Raw genomic sequence first — 24,842 nt, 5'->3', positions numbered from 1 at the left:
GAGTTTATTAGATGCATATTTTTCCAAGTTTCCATAAATATACGTAAATTAATTGTGTTACAAATCTGCAATTAACCTCGCTTTCCTGAGCAAGAATTTCAGGACTGTCTCTTCACGGGAAATAATATCAGCCCTTCCCTGCATTCCCGGTTGAATAGTACACTGATGGTTGCTCTTACCTAAGAACAAGCTTTCTGGAAGGATCGTCACTTCGTAGAAAGAACTCGCGCCACCCTGCATAGAAATAGAAGCATTGGCGACTGTGGACACATTGCCTTGAGATTTAATCGTATCTTCAGAAATTTGACTGACAATACCTTTAAGAGTACCGTAGTCGGGATAGGGACAGGCAGAAACCCGCATTTGTACTTTTTGACCTTTTGCCAACTTGCTAACATCATCAGGGGAAACGGCAGCTTTGATTACTAAGGGAGCATTGCTAGGGACAATTTGAGCAATTTCCTCACCCAGACGCACCGATTGGCCGGAATTTCGGAGATTTAGTTGAGAGAGAATCCCGTCTTCGGTGACTAGAATCTTAGTTTGGCTAAGATCGCTTTCTACTTGTTGTAGTTCCCTGGTGTCACGCTGGATCTGATTTTTCATTTGAATCCTTTGCTGGAACAAAGCTTCCCATTCTCGATTCAGGATGGCGAGAGTGGCTTGACCGCTAGCACTTTCTTGGGCAATAGTCTCTTTAGCGATCGCAACTTCAGCATTACTGGGATTGAGAGCAGCTTGAGCGCGTTGCAATTTTGCTCGCACTGCTGCTACAGCTTGTTCTTGCTGGGCAATAATTTGCTGTTGCGCTTCAACATTAGCCCGTCGCACCTCAACCGCTTGTTTTTGTTGGACGACATCTAACTGCACTTCCTCTAATTGATTCAGAGATAAAGCTCCCGCTTGAACCACCTTTTGATAGCGATCGCGTTTGGCTTGAGCGGCGCTCATCGCCGCCTCTGTTGACTGGAGGTTAGCATGAGATGAACGCAGATCCACCTGTGCTTGATACCATTCATTTTGCGCTCTTTTTAAGTTCGCCTCGGCTTCTTCTACTTCCGCTTTGGCAGTAATTTGCTGATCTCGATAATTGCGTTGGGCGCGATTGAGTGAAGCTTGAGCCGAAGTCACCACACGGTTTTTCCGCTCGGTTTCTGCTTTAATTTGACGATTCAAAGCTTGAACTTGGGCATCGATTTGCAGTAGTTGCAGTTGCGTCTGCTGGATGTTGCTTTGCAGTTGGCTTTTTTGAGTTTGCAGACGGGAATCATCGATAGTTGCAAGCACATCTCCCTTTTTCACTGCTTGATTTTCTTTAAAAAAGACGTTTGTTACCTGACCTTCCGTGGCTGCTTGTACGAGCCGTAATTCTCCCGTCGGGCGGACACTAGCCTGTCCTTTAATGGTTACTTTATATTCGATCATAGAAGATAGTGCGATCGCTCCGCCAACACCAGCGACGAGTACCAAACTGCCTAATCTTGCCCAATTACCAATCGGCGGGAGAAATTCATTGCTTTCAACTGGGGGCAGAGAGTCTGCGTTAATCTGGTTAAGCATGACAGTTTTTTTGGTAAAGATTAGCGAATGCTAGTTGAGGAACTTCCATTCAGATGAAAGTTGGCAAGATTTTTGGCGAAATCATTGACCTTCGATAAATCAACACCGTCGAGAAAGTCTAAATGCTCACCAGGTTGATGACATAGAACCTCTGGAGAACCTTGAATTTTCAATTGTCCTTTTTCCAGCATGACAATCCAATCAGCTTGCTGGATGACTCTGGGACGGTGGCTAATCAAAATAGTGGTTTGACCTTGGCGGTGAGTGAGCAGCTGGTTTAACACTTCGGCTTCACTAACCGGGTCGAGAGCGCCGGTAGATTCATCTAAAATCAACACTGGCGGGTTATTAACAATCGCTCTCGCAATGGCTAATCTCTGTCGTTGTCCACCAGAAAGATTAGCACCAAATTCTCCTAATACCGTTTGATATTTGTCAGGGAGGTTGCTGATAAACTCATCAGCCCCAGCAATCTGGCAAGCTTGCACAATCTGCTCAAAGGTAATGTGAGGCGAACCTAAATGGAAGTTTTCCATAATCGACCGACTCCAAAAGTGCGCGTCTTGAGGAACTAGAACCACTTGTTGACGGAGACAGTCTAGAGAAAGGTCTTCTAGGTTATAAATACCAAAGCGAATATTGCCAGACTGGAGCTGATATAAACCTGCAATTAATTTAGCCAAAGTGCTTTTACCACAGCCAGATTTCCCGATTAGGGCAATCACCTTGCCACCAGGAATAGTTAGAGAGAAATCTTGCAACAGTTCAACTCTGCCTGCATGATGAAAGTTGAGGTTGGTACAAGTGATGTCTGCGTTGCTCTGAATTTTTACCCAAGGCTTTTGGCTATTATCTAGAGTTTCTGGGGTAGCGTCAATAACTTCGGTGAGGCGTTGGGTAGCAGTTTTGGCACGGGTGAATTCATCCACAAAGTTGATAGTGGTTTCAATAAAGCTAGTAAAGTTGCCATTCATGCTATTAAATGCCAGAAGCATCCCAATAGATAATTCCTGACTAATCACTAGAGTGCTGCCAAACCAGAGCAAAGCGATGCTACCGATGCTGGATACTAAGTTTGAGAAGATGCCGTTGACAATACCAATTTGAATAGTACGGAAGGTAAGGTTAGCCAGGCGACTAAATCGACTCTGAAATTCTTCCCAGAATTGCGGGGCGGCGGCAGTAGTTTTTAGGGTAATAGCACCTTTGAAAGTTTCCACCAAAACACCTTGATTTTCTGCTGATAAGATTAAAACACCGCGAATTTTTTGCTGGAGGGTGGGTAAGAAAATTACTGTAGAGAGAGTCATTAAAAGAGCGATCGCACCAGCTAATACTGTGAGTTTTATACTATAAAACAGCATCAAGCTTAAGGAAACTAAGGCGATAAACAACTGGCTAGGCAGATTCACAACAGCTTGAGAAATTAACTGGTTAATTTGTTGAATATCTTCTAGGCGACTGACAATTTCGCCACTGCGACGGGATTCATAGTAACTTAAAGGTAAGCGGAGAATTTGTCGTCCGAATTCAAAAATTAATCCTAGTTGTAGACGTTGTGCAAAGTGAGCGACAAGATTGGATTGTGCTAATCTCAGACTACTGCTAACTAGGTGCATGACAATAACAGCAATGGCAACGCTAGTCAGAAGTTGAGTGTCTCCACGAACTAGCACATCATCGGTGAGAATTTGTAATAAGAAGGGAGAGGCGAGGGAAAGTAAACCTAAAACCGAGTTGAGTAATAAAGTTTGAGCAAGAATGGCACGATAAGGCCAAACACGCCGCAGAAAGCCTCCAAAACCACCAATTTTCTCTTGTTCATCTTCCTGAGTAAAAAAGCGGACTGGATCTGGTTCTAAGAGGAGCATTACCCCGTTTGTCCATGCTTCTAAAAACCACTTTTTTTCCAGATAAAGAATACCTGAACCAGGGTCAGCAACAACGTATTTATTGCCCTGTTTGCCATATAAAACTACCCAATGATAACCTTTCCAGTGGATGATTGCTGGGAGAGGAATGGCTTTTTTATTAATGGCTTCTAAAGGTACTTTTACTGCCCGTGTATTGAAACCAAGGGCTTCAGCCCCTCGCTTCAAGCCTAGTAATGTAGTTCCTTGTTGTCCGGTTCCTACAGTTTCTCTAATGCGATTAATGGTGAAGGGTTTGCCATAATATTTGCTAATCGTTGCTAGACTGGCAGCACCACAGTCTTCCTCACTATGTTGTTTAACAATTTGATAACTCATTTTATCTATCAGAGAGGAGGAAATAAAGCCCAGTTAAAAGCCTGGGCTTAATGGAGTAACTAAAAATTGGATTTACAGTTTTTCGCTAGGAAATATTCTAGTCGCCAACAACTGCATCATATACTTCGTAAGCTGCTAAAGCAATTGTTGTTTTGTTCTTCCAAGCCCATTTAGCACCTTTGATAATTCCCCCAACAATTCCTCCGCCTTGAATCATTTCCTGTTCTACTAAAGTTAGTTCTTCGATTGCAAAATTATCTGAAGCCATTACGTTGTAGTTAGACATGATTATTTTCCTTGTTTTTCTGAGTTGAACTAGATTTATTTTCTGGGTAATTATAGAACTAATTCGATAGTTCGCTAATTACAACTACTAATCAATTAGAATTAGCTATGAGCTATTTATCTAATGCTGCTTGAACTGCCTTGTAACCTGCTATAGCAGCACCTATTCCAGCAGCAGTGATTGCTCCAATAGCCTTGACAGCAAACTTAATTGCCCCGCTGCCGCCTTGAATCATTTCCTGTTCTGCTAAATTTAGTTCTTCAATTGCAAAATCTTCAGCATTAATGACATCATATTCAGACATGATTTTCTCCTAATTTAGTGTTGGTTGAAAGATGTATTTTTGACTTTGCGTTCGTTTCTATGAAGCAAGAACAGGGATGTCAAATTTTTCTGCATGGCGCACCATTGCTTCATGCCAGTTAATCACCGGAAATTCAGTAGGAATCGTCTCTTTTTCGTAAACTTGCTGGCACAGTTTTATAAAATCACATGATTTTTCTCGATACCATTGATGAGCAAGTTCAGTTAATGATGCTTCCTTCAGATTTCCTAGAGCGTATTTTCTGGCAAATCCATGTTGAACAGGAACGAGCATCCCATCTGCTTCAATAATTAGTGGCGAAACAATTTCTGCTAGAGAAAAATCATCTTGATTCTTGGATAAACTATCCACAAAAAAACTGCTGGGATTTAAACGCAAGGCTTCTTGGTGAACTAAATCAATTTGAACATAAAGTTGATCGCCTAACTTTTTGCGAAGCTTCATTACTTCTAAATAAACATAGGCTGAGATGCTTGCACTTGGTGTCATTCCAGCTAAATTTTGTTTGGCACGTCCTACCGCTTCTAAGGGATGAATCTGTAATAATGAAGCTCCTTGTTCTAAGGCAAAATTAGCTACCCAATCTAAATGACGAAAGTTTTCATGGCTGATGGTGAAAATAAACCCAAAAGGAATGCCAGATTGACGGATTCCTTCTAGTCTTCCATTCATCATCTCGAAAGCCTGTTTATTTCCTCTCATTTGATTATGAAAGTCAGGCATCCCATCTAAACTAATAGCTAAAATATCAAGCACACCCTTAAACTTTTCAATTGTTTGCTCGTTTATGAGCATTCCATTGGAAGCAATGGCTGTGTTCATTTTGCACTGATGAGCATGGTTGAGTAGCTCTAACAAAGGTTGATAGAGAATAGGCTCACCACCAGAAAAACTGACGGTTTTATATCCTTCCATACTGGCATCGGTGATTGCCTGTCGTAGAAGCGCAACATCGAGTTGATCTTTTTCGTTAGGACTAGAAGCCGAATAACAGTGGAGACAGCGTAAATTACACCGCCTAGTTGGATGAATTTGTAAAATAGGATTTGTATTTAGTGTCATCTCACGCTACTCCAATAACTTAAAAAGAAACAAAACCTGGTTTAATTCCGAAAGTTCAACATCATAAATATGTTCAATAGCTTGAATTTAAATACGGTTCGGTTAACCCAAAATCTGAATTTTTAGAATTATCAAAGCTTGATAATTACATTCTATTTTTGAGAATAATGTCAATTATCAACCTTGTCCGAACCGTATTAGTTTTAATCAGACTATTTATTTACTAAATTTCTTGAAGTCCGGAGCGACAATGCCGATAGTCGGAGGCCAGACAATACCGATGGTGGGAGGGAATAGAATGGTAAATTTTTTAAGAACATCATTTGGAAGTGCCTGAAATCCACCTTTAACATTTTCTAATTCTTCAGGGGTTAATTCTTGCAAGAATTTGTTTTCGTTAAGATTATCCATCTTGTGTTTTTCCTTGATTTAAGTGATGTTTTTCAGAAACAAACCTTGGCTTTCAGAAATTTAACTGTGCTTTGGTTGCTCTGTACCTCTCTACGATGGCTTTGAATGTTTATGCAACCTAGTGGGAAAATTTTTTACAAAATCTGGAAAATGCCTGGAACGCTGTGTATTACAATTAGTTAGCAATTTGTAAACTTTAAATTTTCTATACTCACAAAGTTTTTATGCAACCCCGACAGGGCATTATTGAAATCTTCTCGACCTTTGTGCAGTTTGATGCAGATAGGTTCAATGTTTGGGCAACAGATAGCAAACTACAGCGAAGTATCAAAAAATGCTTAGAACAATACCCGCAACAGACATCTGAGAGTTTTTGGGTGCTTTACTGGTACAAAATCTGGCAAATAGAATCTAGCCCTCTAGCAGTGGGGCACATTTCGGCTTATTTGCAAGAGGTATGCTACTGGGCTGCTAGAAAAATAGCCGTAAACTTTATCAGTCAATTTTCTATTGCTGATTGTTTTCAGATTGCGATTCCCTGTGTTTATAAAATTCTCAAAAATTTTAATCCTGAATATAGTACAAATTTAAAAACCTATGCAGAATATGCTTTTGAACGTTTCCTCAAAGATTCATTACGTCTCAGAAAGGAAGCAGATATATGCACAGATTGGGCGTTACTGCATAAAATTAGCCGCAAGCGGTTGGTAAATTCCTTAGAAAATGCTGGTCTTAATAGTCAAATTATCAATAATTACGTCTTAGCTTGGGAATGTTTTAAGGAACTCTACACCAGTGACAGCCAAACTATTCGTCAGTTGGGAAAACCGAGTACCATCACATGGCAAGCTATTACTCAGCTTTACAATAGACAAACCTTGAGCCAACTGACTCCAGAAACTTTGGAAAAATGGCTGAGTACCTGCGCTAAAGCGGTACGAGACTTTCTTTATCCCAAGTTTGTGTCTGTAGATGCTCCCATTAATGGACAAGAATCAGGTAATTTGTTGGATATATTACCCGCAGATTTACCAGCATCCTTACTTACAGAAATCATCGCCGAAGAAGAATCCACAACTAGACAAACACAGCAAGACCAATTAAACCAAGTTTTGATAGCTGCTTTAGCAGCATTAGATATTCAGGCTCAAAAATTAATCCAAGCTTATTATCAGCAAAAGTTGACTCAACAACAAATAGCTGAACAGCTAGAAATTAAGCAATATACAGTCTCTCGCCGCCTTACCAGCATCAAACGCTCATTACTCACTACCCTATCGCAGTGGAGTATCGATAGTTTGCATATCTCCCCTACACCCGTCGTACTGGATGCTATTAGTAAAAGTCTAGAAGAATGGCTTAACAATTACTATACCCACCCCCACCCCCACCTTTAAAGTAGAACCTCTTGAGATTATGTTTGATGCTTCCCTTGCTTTCGCTGTTGATAATGATTTGGTGCTAGAAATGATTCAGACATTGCCAAATATAGAATATAACTACTCTACCTCTGGTGGTTATCAGCGTGCTTGGCTCAATCAAATTTGTTTGAGTACATTTTTAGCTTGGTTGCAAGAGGAAATTACACCCAATGTGAGAGTGTATCCCAACACCGCAGCCTTACCGAGTTTTTGGGAAGTAGTTAATGGTACAGCTATGAGTTTTGATAACTCTCGTTTGGTTTTACTTCCTACCTTAGCGATGGATGTGGATGAGTTGCGTGTACCTCAAGAATGGGTGGATATTCCAGAATGGGTGGCGGATTATTACTTAGCGGTGCAAGTAAATCCTGATGAGGAGTGGATTAGAATTTTGGGCTACACAACTCATCAACAATTAAAAACTTTAGGGGTTTATGATGAGAGCGATCGCACTTACAGTTTAGAATCTGATCATTTAATCGCAGACTTGAATGTACTTTGGGTAACTCGCCAATTATATCCGGAAGAAATCAGACGTGCGTCGATTCCTCCTCTACCACCTTTACCCCAAACCCAAGCAGCCAATTTACTCCAAAGATTAAGTAATGCAGATATCAAATTCCCCCGCTTAGAAATCCCTTTTTCCCTTTGGGGAGGATTAATCGCTCATGGCGGTTGGCGACAAAGCTTGTATGAATTACGCCAAGGAATTGTCCAACCAGCATCAATCGGGGAATGGCTGCAAGCAGGTGTATCAAATTTTGCTCAACAACTCGGCTGGGAACGACGACAATTTACAGTCTTACCTTCAGGGATGAGGAGTCTAGAAAGCCAAGGGTCTATTCTCGGTTTATCTCGACAAATATTAGTAGCTGGTAATACTTATGAATTACGAGTTTTCCCTAAAAGCAACCCAGAAGAACAAATTTGGCGTTTTGAATTACGCAATACAAACCCAGAAGATATGATTCCTATAGGGTTTCAACTCAGACTGCTGACGGAAGACTTACAGCCATTTCCGAATAATGAAGATATAGCAGCAACGCCTGTAGAAGAATTATATGTGGAGGTGATGTTAGAACCCGGTGAAGGGTTAGTTTGGGAAATCACACCTTTACCAGCAGAATATGAGCGCGAAATTTTACGTTTTTAGTTGCAAGGGGCTTGTTCTGTGTGACTCCGTGGTTTAATTAACGACGGAGGCATGGAGACACAGAAAAGAGTGAAAAAGATTATTAATTTTTGTTTACTACTTGTGTTAAGTGTACTCTTATGTGTTGTGCTGAGTCCAGCGATCGCAAACATTTCTCAAACGAGAATAATTAATCAAGATTCACAATCACAAATTCTTGAAAGCCAAACATTATATGAAAGTGGTAGATTTGCTGAAGCGGTGCAAGTTTTACAGCAAGCAGTCCAAGCATATCAACAGCAGGGAGATACTTTAAAACAATCTGTGGCTTTGAGTAATCTATCTCTGGCTTATCAACAACTTGGTGATTGGCAACAAGCTCAAATTGCTATTACCAATAGTTTAGATTTACAAGGCTTTCAATCACAAGGCAAAACTAATAAAAATTTAGCAGTTTTAGCTCAAACTTTAGATATTCAAGGACGCTTACAACTCTTGACAGGTAAGCCAGAAATAGCTCTGACTACTTGGGAACAGACTGAAGATATTTACACCAAGCTGGGAGATAAAAACGGTATTGCCTTGGCACTACTTTATCAAGCTCAAGCATTAAGAAATCGAGGGTTTAATAAGCAAGCTATTAAAAAACTAGAACAAGTAAATCAAACCTTAGCATCTCAAGATGATTCTTTCGCAAAGGCAGCAGTTTTACTTTCCCTTGGTGATACATTAGAAAATGTAGGGGAATCAGAAAAATCTCGGCTGGCTTTAGAACAAAGTTTGGCAATTTATCAAAGTTTAAAGTCACCAGAAAATATCGCTTCAAGTCTGCTTAGTTTAGGTAATAATGTTCGGAATCAACAAAAAATTCCCCAAGCGATCGCATTTTATCAACAAACATTTGATACATCAACTTCACCCCTCACAAAACTGCAAGCAAAACTCAATCATCTCAATTTACTAATTGAGGAAAAACAATTCACAACAACACAAACCTTAATTCCAGAAATTCAATCTCTACTTGCACAACTTCCACCCTCACGCCCATCGATTTACGCCCGGATTAACTTTGCTCACAGTTTGTCTATTTTAAATACTCCCAAATCCCAAATTGCTCAACTCCTGGCTACAGCTGTACAACAAGCCCGAAGTTTGGATGATATCCGGGCCGAAGCCTATGCTTTAGGGAATTTGGGTAATTTGTATGAAAAAACCCAACAATTTGCTGAGGCCATTAACCTCACACAACAGGCTTTGATATTGGCGCAAACCAGCAACGCACCGGAAATTACTTATTTGTGGCAATGGCAAATGGGTAGATTACTAAAAGCCCAAGGTAATTTTACCGGAGCGATCGCAGCTTATGATGCAACTGTAGAAACATTAGAGTCACTGCGTACTGACTTAGTAGCAGTTAATCAGGACATACAGTTTAATTTCCGAGATAATGTAGAGCCAGTTTATCGTGAGTCGGTGGTTTTGCTGCTGCAAAATTCTGGAGAAAAACCCGACATTAAAACATTAGATAAAGCTAGAACACGTATAGAGGCGTTACAGTTAGCAGAACTAGATAACTTTTTCCGAGAAGCTTGTTTAGAAGGACAAAAGGTACTTTTAGATCAAGTAGTAGACAAAGAAAATCCCAACACTGCCATACTTTATCCAATTATTCTGCCAGAACAACTGCAAGTAATTGTTAAAATTCCTCAGCAACCACTGCGTCATTATACAGTTAACAAATCTCAGGTTGAAGTTGAGCGTACCTTGGCAGAAATGCGGGAATATATTTTAGAACCAGATAGAACGGAAGAAGTACAAACCCTTTCCCAAGAAGTCTATAACTGGTTAATTAAACCTATTGAATCTGATTTAGCTACAAGTAAAGTTAATACTCTGGTATTCGTGCTAGATGGAGCCTTAAAAAATATACCCTTAGCTGCTCTTTACGACGGGGAGAAATATTTAGTAGAAAAATACGCTGTTGCTCTCAGTTTAGGGCTTCAGCTATTAGCACCCAGACCTCTAGCTCAAACACCATTGACAGTACTTGCTGCTGGTTTAGTGCAACCCCCGGCGGAGTTTCCAAAATTCTCACCCTTACCAGGAGTCAAGTTAGAATTCGACCTCATTTCTGAAACCGGAGCATCTACCACAAAATTACTAGATAAAGATTTTACCAGTAGCACTCTAGAAAAAAATGTAAATACTATTCCTTTTAATGTCTTACATTTGGCAACTCACGGACAATTTAGTTCTCGCCCAGAAGATACTTTCATTTTAGCCAATGATGGTTCTATCAATGTTTTACAGTTCGATAACTTACTCCGCAGTCAGAGTGACACTAGTAGCCAAATTTTAGAATTATTAGTTTTGAGTGCTTGTCAAACTGCCACAGGTGACAACCGAGCTACATTAGGTTTGGCAGGTGCAGCGATAAAAGCAGGCGCACGTAGTACAGTAGCTTCCCTGTGGCATATCAATGATCAATCTACTGCCATTTTAATTGGTGAATTTTACAACGAATTAGTCAATAGTAAAGTGACTAAAGCAGAAGCATTGCGTCGCGCTCAAGTAAAATTATTAACCAAGTATCCTAATTACAGTCGCCCTGGTTACTGGGCTGCCTATGTATTAGTGGGTAATTGGTTTTAAAGATAAAGATATCAGCGTGAAATGGCACTAAAGACCTCTTGCAAAAGTCCCTAACACTTAATTTTTACCAAAAAGCTTTGGCTGTAGGGCCTTGTAAGATATCAGGGTTATGAGAGCTTTTCCGTCTTATTTGACGGGAAGTAATTAGAGCGATCGCCAGAAAATTCACGTTTTTAATAATAGTGGATAAATTAATTTTCCTATGACCTATCAATACTCGTAAAAAGTCTAGTGATTTTGTGATGGTAAACCAAGGAAATCCATCGTCTACTATTGGACTAATATTGTGTTTGCCGTAATATAACTCTAAACCTTTACAGCCAGAATTCCATCTATAAATTTGCTCCATCCAAGCACTTTTAAGGGAACTATTCGTAGTCATCTCACCTATCTTAGGACATCTATTTATAGAGATAACTTTCAATAATATATCAGACCTAAAACCAGCATGATGAGCTAATATGCTGAGATGTACATCTTCAACTCGTATTCCTGGATATCTTTCACTAATTATCACTAACAAGCTAATTATTGCATCTGTTCTAGCAACAATACCACCTCCAGGGTTCCACTTATAACCAGAAAATCTACCATGTACAACATTTAGAAAGAACTGGATAGGAGGTACTTCTTGACTATAGTCAGGTAAGAGAATTTCCATGTTATCCAGCGTAGATTTTTGATAAACCACAAATTTATTGCGTGTACTTACAATATCGATTTGTGGACTTTTTTTTAGCTCATTAACTATTAGCATCAAGCTATTAGTATCTAAATTCGACTCGATTGCTTGAGATTGGGTTTCCAGTAAAAACTGAGTTTCAGCATCGAAAGTTACTACAAACTCAGGAGGCGTCCATCCCTTTTGTATACTCTTTAACAGTAAGGAGCCATAAATATCACCTAAAACTCTGATCTTACCTGATGAATGTAAACTAATTTTCTGGTGAACAATAAATATTCTATGCTGAGAAGATTCAGGAGAAATATTATCTAAAAAATAAGGTTCACCTATGCATTTTATATTGTCAAATATCTTAGCTGAAATATTATTTTCTGGCTTCGATTCGGTATACAAGTGAGTAATTTGGACATTTGGCAATAAGTTAAAATATTCGATTACTTTTGGGCATTCAAAACCATGATTTAGCCCAATAATCATATCCGCTTTCATTCCCATATCAGCAATTTGTTGAATGATTTTAGGAATGGTGTAAGGTAAAAAGCTGTCGGCTTTATTAGCAGCAGCTACTACTCCTAATATTCTTGTATTATCAAAAGCATTTTTGGTTTTAGAAATAATCCATTCTCGACAATTTTTTACAGCTTGAATATCTGAATTCAAGACGCTATCTTGTGTACTTTTTAATGGAATACTTTTATTTTTTAAAAATGGAATTTGCCCGACAGAGATTTCCCGAAATGTATCTAGAAACATATCTTGAAAAACTTTTATAAAAATGTTTAGACTTCATTATTTCTAGCTGTTTTCTCAATCCAGAACAGTAGTTGTCCTAACATTTTATGAATATAGCAATCCGATTTGATTTCTGAATCACTCGTAGAGGTAAGGAACTGGGGACTGGGAAGAAGGAATAAATGTGTACTGAGTTTTGTTCAAAAATCAAATATGAGTCCTACAGACAACCCAAGTTGCTAGCATTCTTGACAGGTTAAGGTCTTGAAAGAGGCAGGTTCAAGCTGACCCGTCACGGATAATCGTCAAACCTAAAGCTTTGTAAGAAGTTAGCATCCGATCAGATACAGTCGGTGCTGTAACAAGGTAAGTTAGTGCATGAATCGACTGTACAACATAAGGAGCAGCAGTATCTAACTTCTCCTCTGTGGCTAATCCAACTACCTCTGCTGCTCCAGCAATCATCGCTCGTTTGACATGGGCTTCGTCCAAGTTCGCTACACTAATCCCAAATTCTGGATGTAGACTACACACCCCCAACATGCACAAATCTGCACGAATCATCCGTAATGCCTCAACTGTAGTTGCACCAACGTTTACTAGGGCTTTTTTATAGAGTTGTCCACCCAACATTACAACTTCAATCTGGGGATGTTCTGCCAAGGCGATCGCAATGGGAGGGCTATTGGTGACAATTGTCGCTTGCAAATCCAAGGGCAAATGACGGGCTACTTGGAGAGTTGTCGTACCTCCATCTAAAATCACCACCTGCCCTGTACAGACCAATTTTGCCGCTGCACGAGCGATCGCTTCTTTTTCTTTTGGTGCTTGCTTTTGGCGATCGGCATAACTAGCAAAAGCTGGAGAAGGTAGAAGTGCCCCCCCATGAACGCGCTGCAAAAAACCAGATTCGGCAAGTTCCCGCAGATCCCGACGAATCGTATCCTCAGAAACCTTTAAAACAGCACTGAGTTCCGATGACAGCACCTTTTTGTCACGACGCAGAATCTCCAAGATGAATTGTCGTCGCTCCGCAGTCAGCATAGTTGATTTTCCTGAAGTTGCATATCTGATCTTGAAATTGCACGTTTGTGAGTTTATACTCATAGGTGTGCAGGTTTCTGCATATTTCGAGCATCTTTAAATAAATTCAAGCACATTCGTGCAAGCAAGATTTAACAATCTTAGCTTGTTAGTGGCTGGAGACTAGGGACTAGTACCGCAAGGCGGAATTCGTAATTCGTAATTCGTAATTCGTAATTAATTGTTTGCAAAGGTTTCAGACATTTAAAATGGGTGGCTTATTTACGCCAAGCTGTACTAGGGACTAGGGACTAGGAAATAAATATTTAGGAATAGTTTCTCAGTAGCCAATCCCCAATCCCCAGTCCCCAGTCCCCAATCCCCAATCCCCAATCCCCAATGTTTAAATCCAAGGAATAATTTATGACAGTTACTAACATTCAATTTCCCATTGATTTGAGTGCTTACAAGCCTCTGGTTCTTAATCCAGCGAATGCAACTCTTACGCAGGAGCAACGAGAGAGCTTAAAAACAAATATTCAACTTTGCCGTGATGCGATCGTCTTTTTTACAGCCACCGGCGCTGCTAGAGGAGTGGGTGGTCACACAGGGGGCCCTTATGACACAGTACCAGAGGTGATTATACTTGATGCCTTGTTTCGGGCAGCATCGGATCAATTTGTGCCGATTTTCTTTGATGAAGCTGGACATCGAGTTGCAACTCAGTATTTGATGGCAGCTTTACATGGTGACTTACCAAGTGAGCAACTTCTGCACTATCGTGAAGCAAACTCCCACTTACCAGGACATCCTGAATTGGGGCTAACTCCTGGTGTAAAGTTTAGTTCTGGACGACTAGGGCATATATGGCCTTATGTTAATGGTGTGGCGATCGCAAATCCAGGTAAGGTTGTTTTCTGTCTTGGTTCCGATGGTTCCCAGCAGGAAGGCAATGATGCTGAAGCTGCTCGCTTGGCTGTCGCTCAACATCTAAACGTCAAGCTAATAATTGATGATAATGATGTGACAATCGCCGGACATCCTTCAAAATATTTACCCGGTTTTTCCGTTGCCAAAACCTTAGAAGGGCATGGGCTGAAAGTACTCGAAGGAGATGGGGAAGACTTAGACGACCTATACCGTCGTATTTGCGAAGCTGTAACTACCCCTGGGCCAATTGCCATTATCAATAAACGCCCCATGTGTCCTGGCATTAAAGGGTTAGAAGGTTCTACCCACGGTCATGATGTGATTTCCGTAGAGCTAGCAATTCAATATCTAGAATCACGCCAAAAAACTGCTGCTGTCGAATACATCAAGAGCATTCAGAAACCGAAACAAACCTACACTTTTCTTGGTTCCAGTAACAAATGGGATGCTAACCGCAATGTGTTTGGTGATGCGGTAGTTGCTGTCTTAAGTGGCATTAGTGAAGCAGAGCGCAAGCAAAAAGTCAGAGTCATCGACAGCGATCTTGAAGGCTCCTGTGGTTTGAAGAAGATTCACGATGCATACCCGGAAATTTTTATCTCCTCTGGCATTATGGAGCGAGGAAACTTTTCTGCTGCGGCCGGATTTGGGATGGAACCAGGAAAGCAAGGTATTTTCGCAACCTTTAGCGCTTTCTTAGAAATGTGTATCTCAGAGATTACGATGGCGCGGCTGAACAACTCCAATGTACTTTGCCACTTTTCTCATGCAGGTATCGATGATATGGCCGATAACACCTGCCACTTCGGTTTAAATAATATGTTCGCTGACAATGGATTAGATGATGGCTACGAAACACGTCTTTACTTTCCATCCGATGCTAATCAAATGAAAGCCTGTGTAGAAACTGTATTTTTTGATCCGGGACTGCGGTTTATTTTCTCCACCCGTTCTAAAGTACCTAACATTCTCGACAAAAACGGCCATGACTTTTTTGGTAGCGATTATAAATTTGTCCCTGGCAAAGATGAGGTGATTCGAGAAGGAACCCAAGGCTACATCATCAGCTTTGGTGAAGCTCTGTATCGTGCCCTTGATGCCGTCGAGCGTCTTCAGCAAGAAGGGCTAGATGTAGGTTTGATCAATAAACCAACCCTGAATGTTATCGACGAAGAGATGATGCTGAAAATCGGTAATTCTCCTTTTGCTCTTGTGGTGGAATCCTTCAACCGTCGAACTGGATTAGGCAGTCGTTTTGGTAGCTGGCTTTTAGAGCGTGGGTTTACTCCCAAATACGCGCATCTTGGCACTCATCAAGAAGGTTGCGGCGGTTTGTGGGAACAATTTCCCCATCAAGGCATTGATCCAGTGAGCATTATAAACAAGGTAAAAGATTTAGTTAGATAATAGCATTCTCTCCGCCCTACTAAGAGTTTGTTTGAAAAGTGTTTCGCTGTGACTTTAGGCACTTTTAGATCCCCCCTAACCCCCTTAAAAAGGGAAGAACCGGAATCAAAGTCCCCCTTTTTAAGGGGGATTTATGGGGATCTAAAATTTTTTATACCGACAAAAGAACTTTTCAAACATCCTCTAAGAGTTGTTCGCGTAGCGTCTGTCTGCGACACACTGCGCGAACGCAGAGAGGGTGGGGACTCTCGCAATACCATTGAATCTATAGACAAGTTGTAATGATAGAAGCTTTCCTGTTAAATTCTTTATTTTTACTTTCTCAAGTCCCCACCTCAGAACGACAGTTTATAAATTTAAAAAATCAATTAGAAAACTTTGGATTCCAGGTAATAATTGAGCTACCACCAAAGCGAGGAGCCTATGGATTATTAGAAGAAACTCACAAAATAATTTGGATTAATCCAGTAGTTTTTGAGCTACACATTGGTACTCAGACCCTAATCCACGAGGCTGTTCATGCTGCACAAGTATGTGCGGGAAAAGGTAAAATAAGAACTTTAGGTTTAGATATTCAACCTATCAATTATGCCCGACCATTTTTTATGCGCTATACCGATGTCCACAGACAAGAGTTAGAAAGAGAAGCTTATGCAGTCCAAACTCAACTTAATAGTTTTGCTCTGGCTATATCTCTTCTCCAGCAACACTGTAAATAATGTACAAATGATTCTATCAAATGGCGTAATGACTTCGCATCTGACACAGATGAATAAGTCTTTGATAAGTTTTTACGTACAATTATTTAACGAATTATAAAATACTATCTTTGATAACTTGAGATCAGCGATACACTGAGGGAAATTCCTTGAGGAAGCGTTGATGGCACGAGCAAACGGGGTTACAAGTGAAACGTCTGTAGAGGAATTACCTACAGTTTCCGACAAAGATACGGTAACAATTGAAGATTCGCCTGAACCAGTGGAGGATGTCCAGGATATTGACGATATATTAAACTCACTAAAAACTTTACTGAGTACCCTAGAAAAACTCCAAAAAGTCCGGCAGGAAGTGGGCGATATCAAACCGTTGATTGGGCGGATGCTTGATGGAGAATTGGTTGCTGGTGAGGAACTTGAGCAACTTAAGGCAGGTGTGAGCAGTCTTTCTCGCCTTGTTCGTGCTTATAATGACCATCAAGTAGCGTTGGCTAAAGCACAACCTGCTAGAAGCTTGCTAGATCAAGTGCTCAAAGAGCGTAAAGCTAATTGAATTGGGGATTGGGGATTAGGGACTGGGGATTGGGGAAGAAATTCTTTCGAGATTTAGTTAGAGTCCCAATCCCTAATTTTAAGAAGCGATCGCCTCTTTTTAGGAAATGCGATCGCCTTTAAGTATTGCCAACCATCATAAATAAGGGCAGTTTTAATGTATTAGTTAATACCTAGTAATAGAACCCTATAGATTTTATTGTCTTCTTTTCTTAGGCTGCGCCAACGCGTTAGCGTCTCCCTGTGGGAGAAGGTACAGAGCTTACGGGTTAGGCAGCAATCGGGTTTTTAGACAGGTTCATTACCCTGACTGCATGGCTAAATAATATCCATATAATGTTAGATTATGGCAAGTAAAAATAAGAATGACAGTTAGAGAAGATCACGGGGATTAAAATCCTCCGTGTAGCTTCTATCTCAGGGAACCAAGCCTCTGAGTTTTACGCTTACCGGGTAGTCCTATAAGTGGATAAGTATTTAGAGGTTGCTGTAATGCCGACGATTCATTTGGTAGATGGTGAAAAAGGTGGGGTAGGGAAATCTCTCTTTACCAGGACAATGATTCAGTATTGTCTGGATAAGAAAATCCCGTTTGTACCAGTGGACACAGATAGGTCGAATCCAGATGTAGCAGAAGTGTATAAGAATATATGTAAATATGCTGTGTTTAGTGAGAATGAACGACAAGCAGATAAGGCAGATAAAATATTTGAGTGGGCGATAGAAAAGCCAGTAATTGTAAATTTACCCGCACAATCGCATAGAGCAGTTCAAGGATGGATTGATTCTAATCAATTAATTGAACTAGGGAGTTCGCAGGGAGTAATGTTTTGCAAATGGTTTGTATCGACAGGAGGATACGACAGCATCAACCTGTTTGCTCAGTCAGTGAATACATACGGTGAGATAATCCCTCATATTCTGGTGAGGAATTTAGGACTGTGTGATGACTGGGAGCATATAGAGTCAGATTCAAACTTTCAGAAAATAGTAGATAAATATAAGATAAAAGTCATAGATTTCCCGAAGTTAGCATATAAAGAAAGAAACATAATTGACCAAAATCGACTGACGTTCGCGGAGGCGAGAGAGTATAAAGAATTTGGGATAATTGGGAGACAGAGAGTAATGAATTTTCTGAAGCTTGCTTATGGTGCTTTTGAGAAAGTAGGTATCTGGTATGAAAAAGTTGAATAGCTTTGGAAATTTTTAATCTCAAATTAAACCACAAAACTTTTTGGTGAACTTAGTTAAATTTTAAAACCTAACCCTCTACTAAGAAAATATTCTGTTTTCTTAGTAGAGGGTTAATTGATGACAAGTTTAATTCGTAGTACCATAATCCAGCGATTTTTAAATCATCATTTTGTGCAAATTTTATTCCTCAATTAGATGTGGCGACAGAAATATTTTATTTTTTGCTCCCAACCCCAATACATTGAAATATGATGATTTAATTGTCTCGATGATCTATCTCAGAAATCATGTAGCGAAATTCATGCCATGCCTTTTTCCAAGTTTTGTTGATAATTAATCTATTAAGTTACGAGATAAGTTGTAATTAAGTGATGATGAATGTTGCACCCGCCATTGTAGTACTAGGTCAAAATAGCGTCACAGTAGCACGCAAAATAATCAGCGTCCTACCAGGAGCGACGTTATACGGTTTAGAGGGTCGCACATCTGGGGTTGATGTCAGCTTCACGAATTTTGGCGAGACGTTGCGCGATTTATTTGTCCAGGGAAGGCCGCTGATTGGCATTTGTGCCGCCGGTATTTTAATTAGGACGCTAGCTCCTGTACTCTCCGATAAACGACAGGAACCACCAGTCCTAGCTGTGGCTGAAGATGGTAGCGCTGTTGTTCCCCTCTTGGGGGGACTTGGTGGGGTAAACGATTTGGCACGCCGCATTGCCGAAGCCCTTGATGTCAAAGCTGCAATTACCACTACAGGCGATTTACGTTTGGGCACAACCCTGTTGTCTCCTCCCCCTGGATACTATTTAGCAAACCCAGACGATGCGAAAAAATTTATCTCAGATTTGCTAGCGGGGGCGCAAGTCAAGCTAGAAGGAATAGCACCTTGGTTGAGCGATAGTCAACTGCCTATAGATCCAAAGGGAGATTTGACCATCCAAGTTACGGAACGTTTGGTGACTCCTACAGCCAACTGTCTTGTTTACCACCCAGCAACGATCGCGATCGCAATTCATGACACTATTGGCTATAAAGATAATGCAGTCGCTTTAGTACAGCAGCTACTAGCTGATGCCGCACTCGAAAGAACATCAGTCGCCGGGATATTTGCACCCATCACCGCCGCTGCCGATCCCACAATCCATGCCTTAGCTAGCGCCTTCAAAGTGCCTGCCCGTTTTTTCACCTCAAATCAGTTAGAAAGTCTACTTTCACAAGGTTATAGCCCCGTCCAAGCCGCAGCGATCACCGCCACAGGCACATTCCCCTTATCTCCATCTCCCCACATTGCGATCGCCATTGCCCCCCAACCAATTGACCCTAATACCATCGGTCAGCCACGCGGACGGTTAGCAATTATTGGCACGGGCCCCGGTGCTTCGCAATGGATGTCTCCAGAAGTGAAAGAGATACTCAAGTCGGCAACTGACTTAGTGGGTTATAAGACTTATTTAGATTTAGTGGGTTCTCTGGCTGATGGCAAGCAACGGCATGAGTCTGACAACCGCGAAGAAGAAGCACGGGCAAAGATGGCTCTTGATTTGGCCGCATCTGGGCGATATGTAGCTGTAGTTTCATCTGGCGACCCAGGTATCTATGCAATGGCAACAGCGGTTTTTGAAGTATGCGATCGCTATGCTAAACCCGAATGGGACACTATCGATATTCATGTGGCACCGGGTATTTCCGCTATGCAAGCAGCAGCAGCAGCCATTGGTGCGCCCCTTGGACATGACTTCTGTGCTATTTCCCTCTCTGACATCTTGAAGCCTTGGTCTGCGATCGAACAACGAATTGCCGCTGCCGCTGAGGCTGATTTCGTCATTGCTTTCTACAATCCTGTTTCCAAAGAGCGTACCTGGCAACTGGCTGAAGCGAGAAATATTTTGCTGCGACATAGAACACCGGATACACCAGTAGTATTGGCACGAAATCTCGGCAGACCAGGACAGATGGTGAAAGCGATCGCACTTGACCAGTTAGCCCCAGAAATCGCTGATATGCGGACAATTATTCTTGTTGGTTCCACAAAAACCCGAACCATCAGGCGCAACGATGGTAGTATCTGGGTTTATACGCCACGTCGCTATACCGATTTCAATCCACTTTAAGCGATCGCATAGTAAAACCCCAGGATTGGGAATTCCTTCCTGGGGCTGTTATACCTGACCACCTTTACCTTTTTAATGTAAAAATCTTGTAAATACTGAAGTTTCAAAAGACATATATATATGTGTTTTGTCCCAAAAAAATTGTATAAGTTATTAAATTGATGTTAGTCTAAACCTCTTTTGTCTAGAAAAATCATAAAAAACATGATGATACAATTTCACATAAAAATTTTTAAAGTTTATCATTTGAAGATATAATTCAAGTACTTAAGTCTATTAAAATAGCTTCTAAAGCTTGCTTTTTTTGAATTAATAATCAACAATAAAAATATCATGATTCATACATGATTGTAGCCGAGAAAAGTGACAGAAGCCCTTACTTAAGTCCGTGAAAGCGGACTTTTTTATATTTATATATGATTGCGAATTTAAAACATGTGTAATAATTGAGTCTGAATTCAGGCTCAATTATTATGGGATTCAAACCCGCCACGAATTCTATTTACTAGGGCTAAACATCAATACTTCTCGATTAAAGATTTTCAAAAGAGGGATTTGGTTTGGGGAAAGGGGAAGGGTGAAAGGTTTGTTCTTTCCCTTTTCCCCTTTACCGAAAAGTATTGGGCTAAACATATAAGACTCATATTTGATTTCTGAAAAAACTCAGTACAACTAAGAAGCCTTCTGTCTTATTTCCTATTGCCTATTGCCTGTCTATCGCGCTTGCGCTGCGCTTGTCTGCGACACGCTCCGCGAACGCGCACCACGCAAATTCGTTCAGAAATCAAAGCGGATTCCTATATTTGTATAAAAGTGAGCCGAGCTAATTTATGTGGCAAGGCAATACAGTTCAGATAAGACCAAAATACTTGTAGAGACGACGATTTATCGCGTCTTGAAAACCCACAATTTTGTACTATTAGCCCTTAACCCAAGCGCATTGTACTATAAGGGACTTCCAAGAAATAAATTATCCATTTTGTGGGGTGGGCAACATGAGCGCCCTAAATCTGGGACGGGTGGGGACACCCATCCCACAAGAAAATTTGGGATGTTTTTTTATTTGGAAGTCCCTAAGATTCCTATATATTATGGGCAGATAAATAAAATTAGCACCACAAGGAACTATTTAAAATTTCCAGCTTCCTAAGATTTTACTATTTTTTAAACTTATTAAAGCTACGAAATAATAAACATAAATATAAGAATTATGTCCAAGTATTTAATATTAGATAACTCATTGTGTAAGGTTGCTTAAAAATTGACTTCTTACAAACTCTCAAAGTGCTGTTTCTTTTTGCGAGAAAAAGTGGAAGGCGATCGCTAGAAAATTTCTAGTAAGTTCCGGTAGTAATATATTGACAAAAATACACCATTGCTATAGCGCTACCTTTCACGACAAGGGATATGGGAAATTAACTCAAAGTATGCACTTTGGGCATCGTGTCGTTTTTAAGCCAATACAGTTCAGATAAGACCAAAACACTTGTAGAGACGGCGATTTATCGCGTCTCGAAAACCCACAATTTTGTACAATTAGCCCTTAACCCAAGCGTATTGGTTTTTAAGCTAACAAAATGTTTGGCATGATTAAGAAGTGTGAAGTTATGTTACACTTAGTTACGAGTCAGGAGTCAATCGCAACCGACATCTGACAACAGGCTGATTTACCAAACATTCCCACAGAACTCACAAAATGACTCTATCGATTCGTCCCGATCTAACTTCTGCTGATCAGGTACTCTCATCTTTAGCGACTGGGCAAAAGCAAACTGTAACAGAAGCCGAAATGAAGCAGGCTGTGCGTACTTTGCTGATTGGATTAGGAGAAGATCCAGACCGCGAAGGACTAAAAGATACTCCAAAAAGGGTGATGAAAGCTTTACAGTTTCTCACAAAAGGATATCATGAATCTTTGGATGAACTGCTAAACGGAGCAGTATTTACAGAAGATGCCAATGAAATGGTATTGGTTCGGGACATCGATATTTTTAGTTCCTGCGAGCATCATATTCTGCCGATTATTGGTCGTGCTCATGTTGCTTACATTCCCAATGGGAAAGTAATAGGATTATCTAAGATTGCCCGTGTTTGCGAAATGTATGCACGACGTTTACAAGTTCAAGAACGTCTGACTGTGCAAATTGCTGACGCCTTACAAGGATTACTCAAACCCCAAGGCGTTGCAGTGGTAATAGAAGCAACTCACATGTGTATGGTAATGCGTGGTGTGCAAAAATCCGGTTCTTGGACTGTTACTAGTGCAATGCGCGGCGTTTTTTCAGAAGATGTGCGGACTCGCGAGGAATTTATGAATTTGATCCGGCACAATTCTAATTTTCATTAAATAGCCTCGGCAAACATAAATATCGAGACATCACTCTCCTAGATTTTTAAACTTGGAATTTAAACTTCACTTTGCCCTTCAAAACCCAAACAGTTTTGAGGGGTAATCTTTGATATTTTCAGAGGTTGTTTGAAAAGTCCTCTTGTCGGTATCAAAAGTTTTAAAGCCCCCAAAATCACCCTTAAAAAGGAGGACTTTTATTCCGGTTAACCTCTTTTTAATTTATGGGTGTTTAGTGGAGATATAAAAGTACCTAAAATCACAGCAAAACACTTTTCAAACAACCTCTAAAACTATTCTTTTATAACCCATCAGCCTGTTATAGTTTGATTGATTGGTATCAGCCTAATTCTAATACCAAGAAAAACCATCAACAGATAGAGAAAAAATTGGGTAAGCAATGATAGTTTAAGAGTAGAGAAAACAGATAAAAACTCATCATGAATAATTCAGCATTAATTGCCATTAACCTATTAGTGTGTATAGTACTGTCACCAGTTAGCAAAGCTGATATTATTCAACATTCAACTAATCATGGCATCAAAATGTCTTTATTTAACCTCAGTCAGCAAAAATGGAAAAACCGCGTACTACTAGTTTTTGCACCGTCTGTAGATAACCATACTTATCAACAGCAAATGCAACTATTGCAAGAGCATAACAACGGTTTTGCAGATCGGGATCTAGTCCTAGTTCAGGTTTTATCCACAGATGAAAGCTATGCCAACAAACAGCCAATAGATGAGTCTTCTGCTGCCAAATTACGCGATCGCTTTGGGGTTGACAAAGAAAATTTTCGTGTGATTTTGGTGGCTAAAGATGGCGGTATGAAGCGCAGTTATGCTACACCAGTGCAGGCGACAGCAATTTTTGAGGAAATTGACGCTATGCCTATGCGTCAGCAAGAAATGCAAGAGCAAGGTAGAAAGTAAGTAGAATTTCTGTAGTTAATATTAGTCTTTCAAGGTGTAGACATAAAAATAAGGTTTTTCTTCGCTCTCTTCGCGTTTTCGCAGGTCAAAAACATTTTTGAACAGCGAAGACACGAAACACACAAATGTTAAATGCCCAATTTTTAGGATATTTATTCAGGTTTTTGACTACCATCCATAGCATCTAAAAGAATAATCTGATGATTACTGTCCACCACTTGAATAACTCCCGTTCCCAGCGTTTGTTTTGGCTGCTGGAGGAACTCGGCATAGAGTACGAAGTCAAACGCTACGATCGCGATCTGAAAACTATCTTGGCGCTAGCATCGCTGCGTGAGGCACATCCGCTCGGCAAGTCACCAGTGATTACCGACGGTGCGCTGACTCTGGCCAAATCCGGTGCGATCGTTGAGTATCTGGTCGAATGCTATGGTAACGGAGTGTCCAGCCTACCAACTGGCGCTGGAACACGGCGGTACTTACGAGCTTCTAAGTTAAAGTAATTCCTGATGCAAGTTTACTTGCACTGTAAGATTTAATCGGATAATCTGAGCGATTAAGATTGTTTTCTAAGGAAACTAATGAACAAATTCATACTGAGTTTGCTTTCTTCTCCTATACTGATTAGCTCTATTCTCTCTGTGGGAGTAATGCTCAATCAAGCGCAAGCCGTAGAACCACAACCAGAAGCCCAAACCAAAGATAGTCTATCTTGTATACGCAATAAACATAAAGTGGGATTAGTGTGTGCAAGGGCTTCTGTATTGGCTCAAATTCCTAAATATCAGTCGGAAATAGAGTTTTCTCAAGAAAATGTTCCCATGCTGGAGTTCAATAACGAAGAAAGCGATATGGCAACCGACTTATTTAACTGCGATTGTCCTGCTTGTATAAATTCTTTACGTAAAATGCGCGGTGTGACACCCTTGGTCTATTAAGATTCCACAAATTTACCTTTGTTTATCGAATCGCTGTAAGACCCCCGCCTCAACGTCTCGTAGGCGGGGGATGTAAAGCGGTTAAAAACGCAGCACTATGCGGATTGATATTTCGCTAACGCTCAATATCAATCCGCATAGTAGCTAGGTTTTTAACAATCATGATATATT

The 24,842-nt window shown here is 40.5% G+C and carries 20 protein-coding genes; 12 read left to right on the top strand and 8 right to left on the bottom strand.

The annotated features are described in order from the left end of the window. Positions 1-57 precede the first annotated feature (57 nt). The 6 genes from ACWATR_RS06140 to ACWATR_RS06115 all read right to left on the bottom strand — a co-directional run bounded on the left by ACWATR_RS06140 (position 58) and on the right by ACWATR_RS06115 (position 5,893). Positions 58-1,560, bottom strand: coding sequence for an HlyD family efflux transporter periplasmic adaptor subunit (locus ACWATR_RS06140; protein WP_460330458.1), 1,503 nt, complete (start codon positions 1,558-1,560; stop codon positions 58-60). Between the two features lie 20 nt (positions 1,561-1,580). After that, the gene (locus tag ACWATR_RS06135; protein ID WP_460330456.1) at positions 1,581-3,809 is read right to left on the bottom strand and encodes a peptidase domain-containing ABC transporter; all 2,229 of its coding nucleotides are present in this window, start codon (positions 3,807-3,809) and stop codon (positions 1,581-1,583) included. Between the two features lie 97 nt (positions 3,810-3,906). Beyond that, on the bottom strand, positions 3,907-4,095 hold the full coding sequence (locus ACWATR_RS06130; protein ID WP_069069742.1) for a hypothetical protein: 189 nt from the start codon (positions 4,093-4,095) through the stop codon (positions 3,907-3,909). 112 nt (positions 4,096-4,207) lie between these two features. Beyond that, positions 4,208-4,399: a hypothetical protein gene (locus tag ACWATR_RS06125; protein ID WP_460330453.1), complete on the bottom strand. Its 192-nt coding sequence runs from the start codon at positions 4,397-4,399 to the stop codon at positions 4,208-4,210. A gap of 57 nt (positions 4,400-4,456) precedes the next feature. Further along, a complete protein-coding gene (locus ACWATR_RS06120; protein WP_460330450.1) occupies positions 4,457-5,482 on the bottom strand; it encodes a radical SAM protein in 1,026 nt (341 codons plus the stop codon). Between the two features lie 216 nt (positions 5,483-5,698). Continuing rightward, complete coding sequence (locus tag ACWATR_RS06115; protein ID WP_069069739.1) at positions 5,699-5,893, bottom strand: hypothetical protein; 195 nt, start codon at positions 5,891-5,893, stop codon at positions 5,699-5,701. A 224-nt stretch (positions 5,894-6,117) separates the two neighbouring features. Between ACWATR_RS06115 and ACWATR_RS06110 the strand changes: the two genes are divergently transcribed. Genes ACWATR_RS06110 through ACWATR_RS06100 form a run of 3 tightly spaced genes read left to right on the top strand, consistent with a single transcriptional unit; the run spans position 6,118 to position 11,098 of the window. Next, entirely contained in the window at positions 6,118-7,290 is a 1,173-nt protein-coding gene (locus ACWATR_RS06110; RefSeq protein ID WP_460330447.1) for a sigma-70 family RNA polymerase sigma factor, read from the top strand. Positions 7,291-7,309: 19 nt separating this feature from the next. Next, positions 7,310-8,467, top strand: coding sequence for a DUF1822 family protein (locus tag ACWATR_RS06105; protein WP_460330445.1), 1,158 nt, complete (start codon positions 7,310-7,312; stop codon positions 8,465-8,467). Between the two features lie 51 nt (positions 8,468-8,518). Continuing rightward, a complete protein-coding gene (locus ACWATR_RS06100) occupies positions 8,519-11,098 on the top strand; it encodes a CHAT domain-containing protein (protein WP_460330443.1) in 2,580 nt (859 codons plus the stop codon). Between the two features lie 64 nt (positions 11,099-11,162). On the opposite strand, the gene ACWATR_RS06095 is transcribed toward ACWATR_RS06100, so the two are convergent. Together ACWATR_RS06095 and ACWATR_RS06090 are read right to left on the bottom strand one after the other, a co-directional pair. Beyond that, complete coding sequence (locus ACWATR_RS06095; protein ID WP_460330440.1) at positions 11,163-12,536, bottom strand: glycosyltransferase family protein; 1,374 nt, start codon at positions 12,534-12,536, stop codon at positions 11,163-11,165. Between the two features lie 258 nt (positions 12,537-12,794). Further along, complete coding sequence (locus ACWATR_RS06090; protein WP_460330439.1) at positions 12,795-13,559, bottom strand: DeoR/GlpR family DNA-binding transcription regulator; 765 nt, start codon at positions 13,557-13,559, stop codon at positions 12,795-12,797. A 402-nt stretch (positions 13,560-13,961) separates the two neighbouring features. Here ACWATR_RS06090 and ACWATR_RS06085 point away from each other — a divergent pair, with 402 nt between their 5' ends. From ACWATR_RS06085 to ACWATR_RS06045, 9 genes are all read left to right on the top strand, one after another. Beyond that, complete coding sequence (locus ACWATR_RS06085; RefSeq protein ID WP_460330438.1) at positions 13,962-15,875, top strand: transketolase C-terminal domain-containing protein; 1,914 nt, start codon at positions 13,962-13,964, stop codon at positions 15,873-15,875. Positions 15,876-16,156: 281 nt separating this feature from the next. Next, the gene (locus ACWATR_RS06080; RefSeq protein WP_460330436.1) at positions 16,157-16,594 is read left to right on the top strand and encodes a hypothetical protein; all 438 of its coding nucleotides are present in this window, start codon (positions 16,157-16,159) and stop codon (positions 16,592-16,594) included. A gap of 163 nt (positions 16,595-16,757) precedes the next feature. After that, positions 16,758-17,147 (top strand): hypothetical protein, encoded by a 390-nt coding sequence (locus tag ACWATR_RS06075; RefSeq protein ID WP_181930734.1) that lies wholly within the window; start codon positions 16,758-16,760, stop codon positions 17,145-17,147. A 464-nt stretch (positions 17,148-17,611) separates the two neighbouring features. Further along, positions 17,612-18,343, top strand: coding sequence for a P-loop NTPase family protein (locus tag ACWATR_RS06070; RefSeq protein ID WP_460330432.1), 732 nt, complete (start codon positions 17,612-17,614; stop codon positions 18,341-18,343). Positions 18,344-18,714: 371 nt separating this feature from the next. After that, complete coding sequence (cobJ, locus tag ACWATR_RS06065; protein ID WP_460330430.1) at positions 18,715-20,454, top strand: precorrin-3B C(17)-methyltransferase; 1,740 nt, start codon at positions 18,715-18,717, stop codon at positions 20,452-20,454. A gap of 1,696 nt (positions 20,455-22,150) precedes the next feature. Next, positions 22,151-22,801 (top strand): GTP cyclohydrolase I FolE, encoded by a 651-nt coding sequence (gene folE / locus ACWATR_RS06060; RefSeq protein WP_460330428.1) that lies wholly within the window; start codon positions 22,151-22,153, stop codon positions 22,799-22,801. A 440-nt stretch (positions 22,802-23,241) separates the two neighbouring features. Then, positions 23,242-23,733 carry a DUF4174 domain-containing protein gene (locus tag ACWATR_RS06055; protein WP_460330425.1) on the top strand — a complete coding sequence of 164 codons (492 nt, stop codon included), beginning with the start codon at positions 23,242-23,244 and terminating at the stop codon, positions 23,731-23,733. Positions 23,734-23,933: 200 nt separating this feature from the next. Beyond that, complete coding sequence (locus ACWATR_RS06050; protein WP_460330422.1) at positions 23,934-24,236, top strand: glutathione S-transferase N-terminal domain-containing protein; 303 nt, start codon at positions 23,934-23,936, stop codon at positions 24,234-24,236. 78 nt (positions 24,237-24,314) lie between these two features. Further along, positions 24,315-24,671, top strand: a complete 357-nt coding sequence (locus tag ACWATR_RS06045) for a hypothetical protein (protein ID WP_460330419.1) — start codon at positions 24,315-24,317, stop codon at positions 24,669-24,671. The last annotated feature ends 171 nt before the right edge of the window (positions 24,672-24,842 follow it).

The organism is Nostoc sp. UIC 10890, from assembly GCF_054786515.1.
Note: the sequence above shows the minus strand (reverse complement) of the source record. Positions and strands in the feature narration are given on the sequence as shown.

Coding starts and splice junctions, on each gene's coding strand:
- ACWATR_RS06080 (WP_460330436.1), top strand. CDS start 16,157: ATGATAGAAGCTTTCCTGTTAAATTCTTTATTTTTACTTTCTCAAGTC.
- ACWATR_RS06055 (WP_460330425.1), top strand. CDS start 23,242: ATGAATAATTCAGCATTAATTGCCATTAACCTATTAGTGTGTATAGTA.
- ACWATR_RS06090 (WP_460330439.1), bottom strand. CDS start 13,559: ATGCTGACTGCGGAGCGACGACAATTCATCTTGGAGATTCTGCGTCGT.
- ACWATR_RS06100 (WP_460330443.1), top strand. CDS start 8,519: ATGGAGACACAGAAAAGAGTGAAAAAGATTATTAATTTTTGTTTACTA.
- ACWATR_RS06115 (WP_069069739.1), bottom strand. CDS start 5,893: ATGGATAATCTTAACGAAAACAAATTCTTGCAAGAATTAACCCCTGAA.
- ACWATR_RS06085 (WP_460330438.1), top strand. CDS start 13,962: ATGACAGTTACTAACATTCAATTTCCCATTGATTTGAGTGCTTACAAG.
- ACWATR_RS06110 (WP_460330447.1), top strand. CDS start 6,118: ATGCAACCCCGACAGGGCATTATTGAAATCTTCTCGACCTTTGTGCAG.
- ACWATR_RS06105 (WP_460330445.1), top strand. CDS start 7,310: ATGTTTGATGCTTCCCTTGCTTTCGCTGTTGATAATGATTTGGTGCTA.
- ACWATR_RS06130 (WP_069069742.1), bottom strand. CDS start 4,095: ATGTCTAACTACAACGTAATGGCTTCAGATAATTTTGCAATCGAAGAA.
- ACWATR_RS06050 (WP_460330422.1), top strand. CDS start 23,934: ATGATTACTGTCCACCACTTGAATAACTCCCGTTCCCAGCGTTTGTTT.
- ACWATR_RS06075 (WP_181930734.1), top strand. CDS start 16,758: ATGGCACGAGCAAACGGGGTTACAAGTGAAACGTCTGTAGAGGAATTA.
- ACWATR_RS06095 (WP_460330440.1), bottom strand. CDS start 12,536: ATGTTTCTAGATACATTTCGGGAAATCTCTGTCGGGCAAATTCCATTT.
- ACWATR_RS06140 (WP_460330458.1), bottom strand. CDS start 1,560: ATGCTTAACCAGATTAACGCAGACTCTCTGCCCCCAGTTGAAAGCAAT.
- cobJ (WP_460330430.1), top strand. CDS start 18,715: ATGATGAATGTTGCACCCGCCATTGTAGTACTAGGTCAAAATAGCGTC.
- ACWATR_RS06135 (WP_460330456.1), bottom strand. CDS start 3,809: ATGAGTTATCAAATTGTTAAACAACATAGTGAGGAAGACTGTGGTGCT.
- ACWATR_RS06045 (WP_460330419.1), top strand. CDS start 24,315: ATGAACAAATTCATACTGAGTTTGCTTTCTTCTCCTATACTGATTAGC.
- ACWATR_RS06125 (WP_460330453.1), bottom strand. CDS start 4,399: ATGTCTGAATATGATGTCATTAATGCTGAAGATTTTGCAATTGAAGAA.
- folE (WP_460330428.1), top strand. CDS start 22,151: ATGACTCTATCGATTCGTCCCGATCTAACTTCTGCTGATCAGGTACTC.
- ACWATR_RS06120 (WP_460330450.1), bottom strand. CDS start 5,482: ATGACACTAAATACAAATCCTATTTTACAAATTCATCCAACTAGGCGG.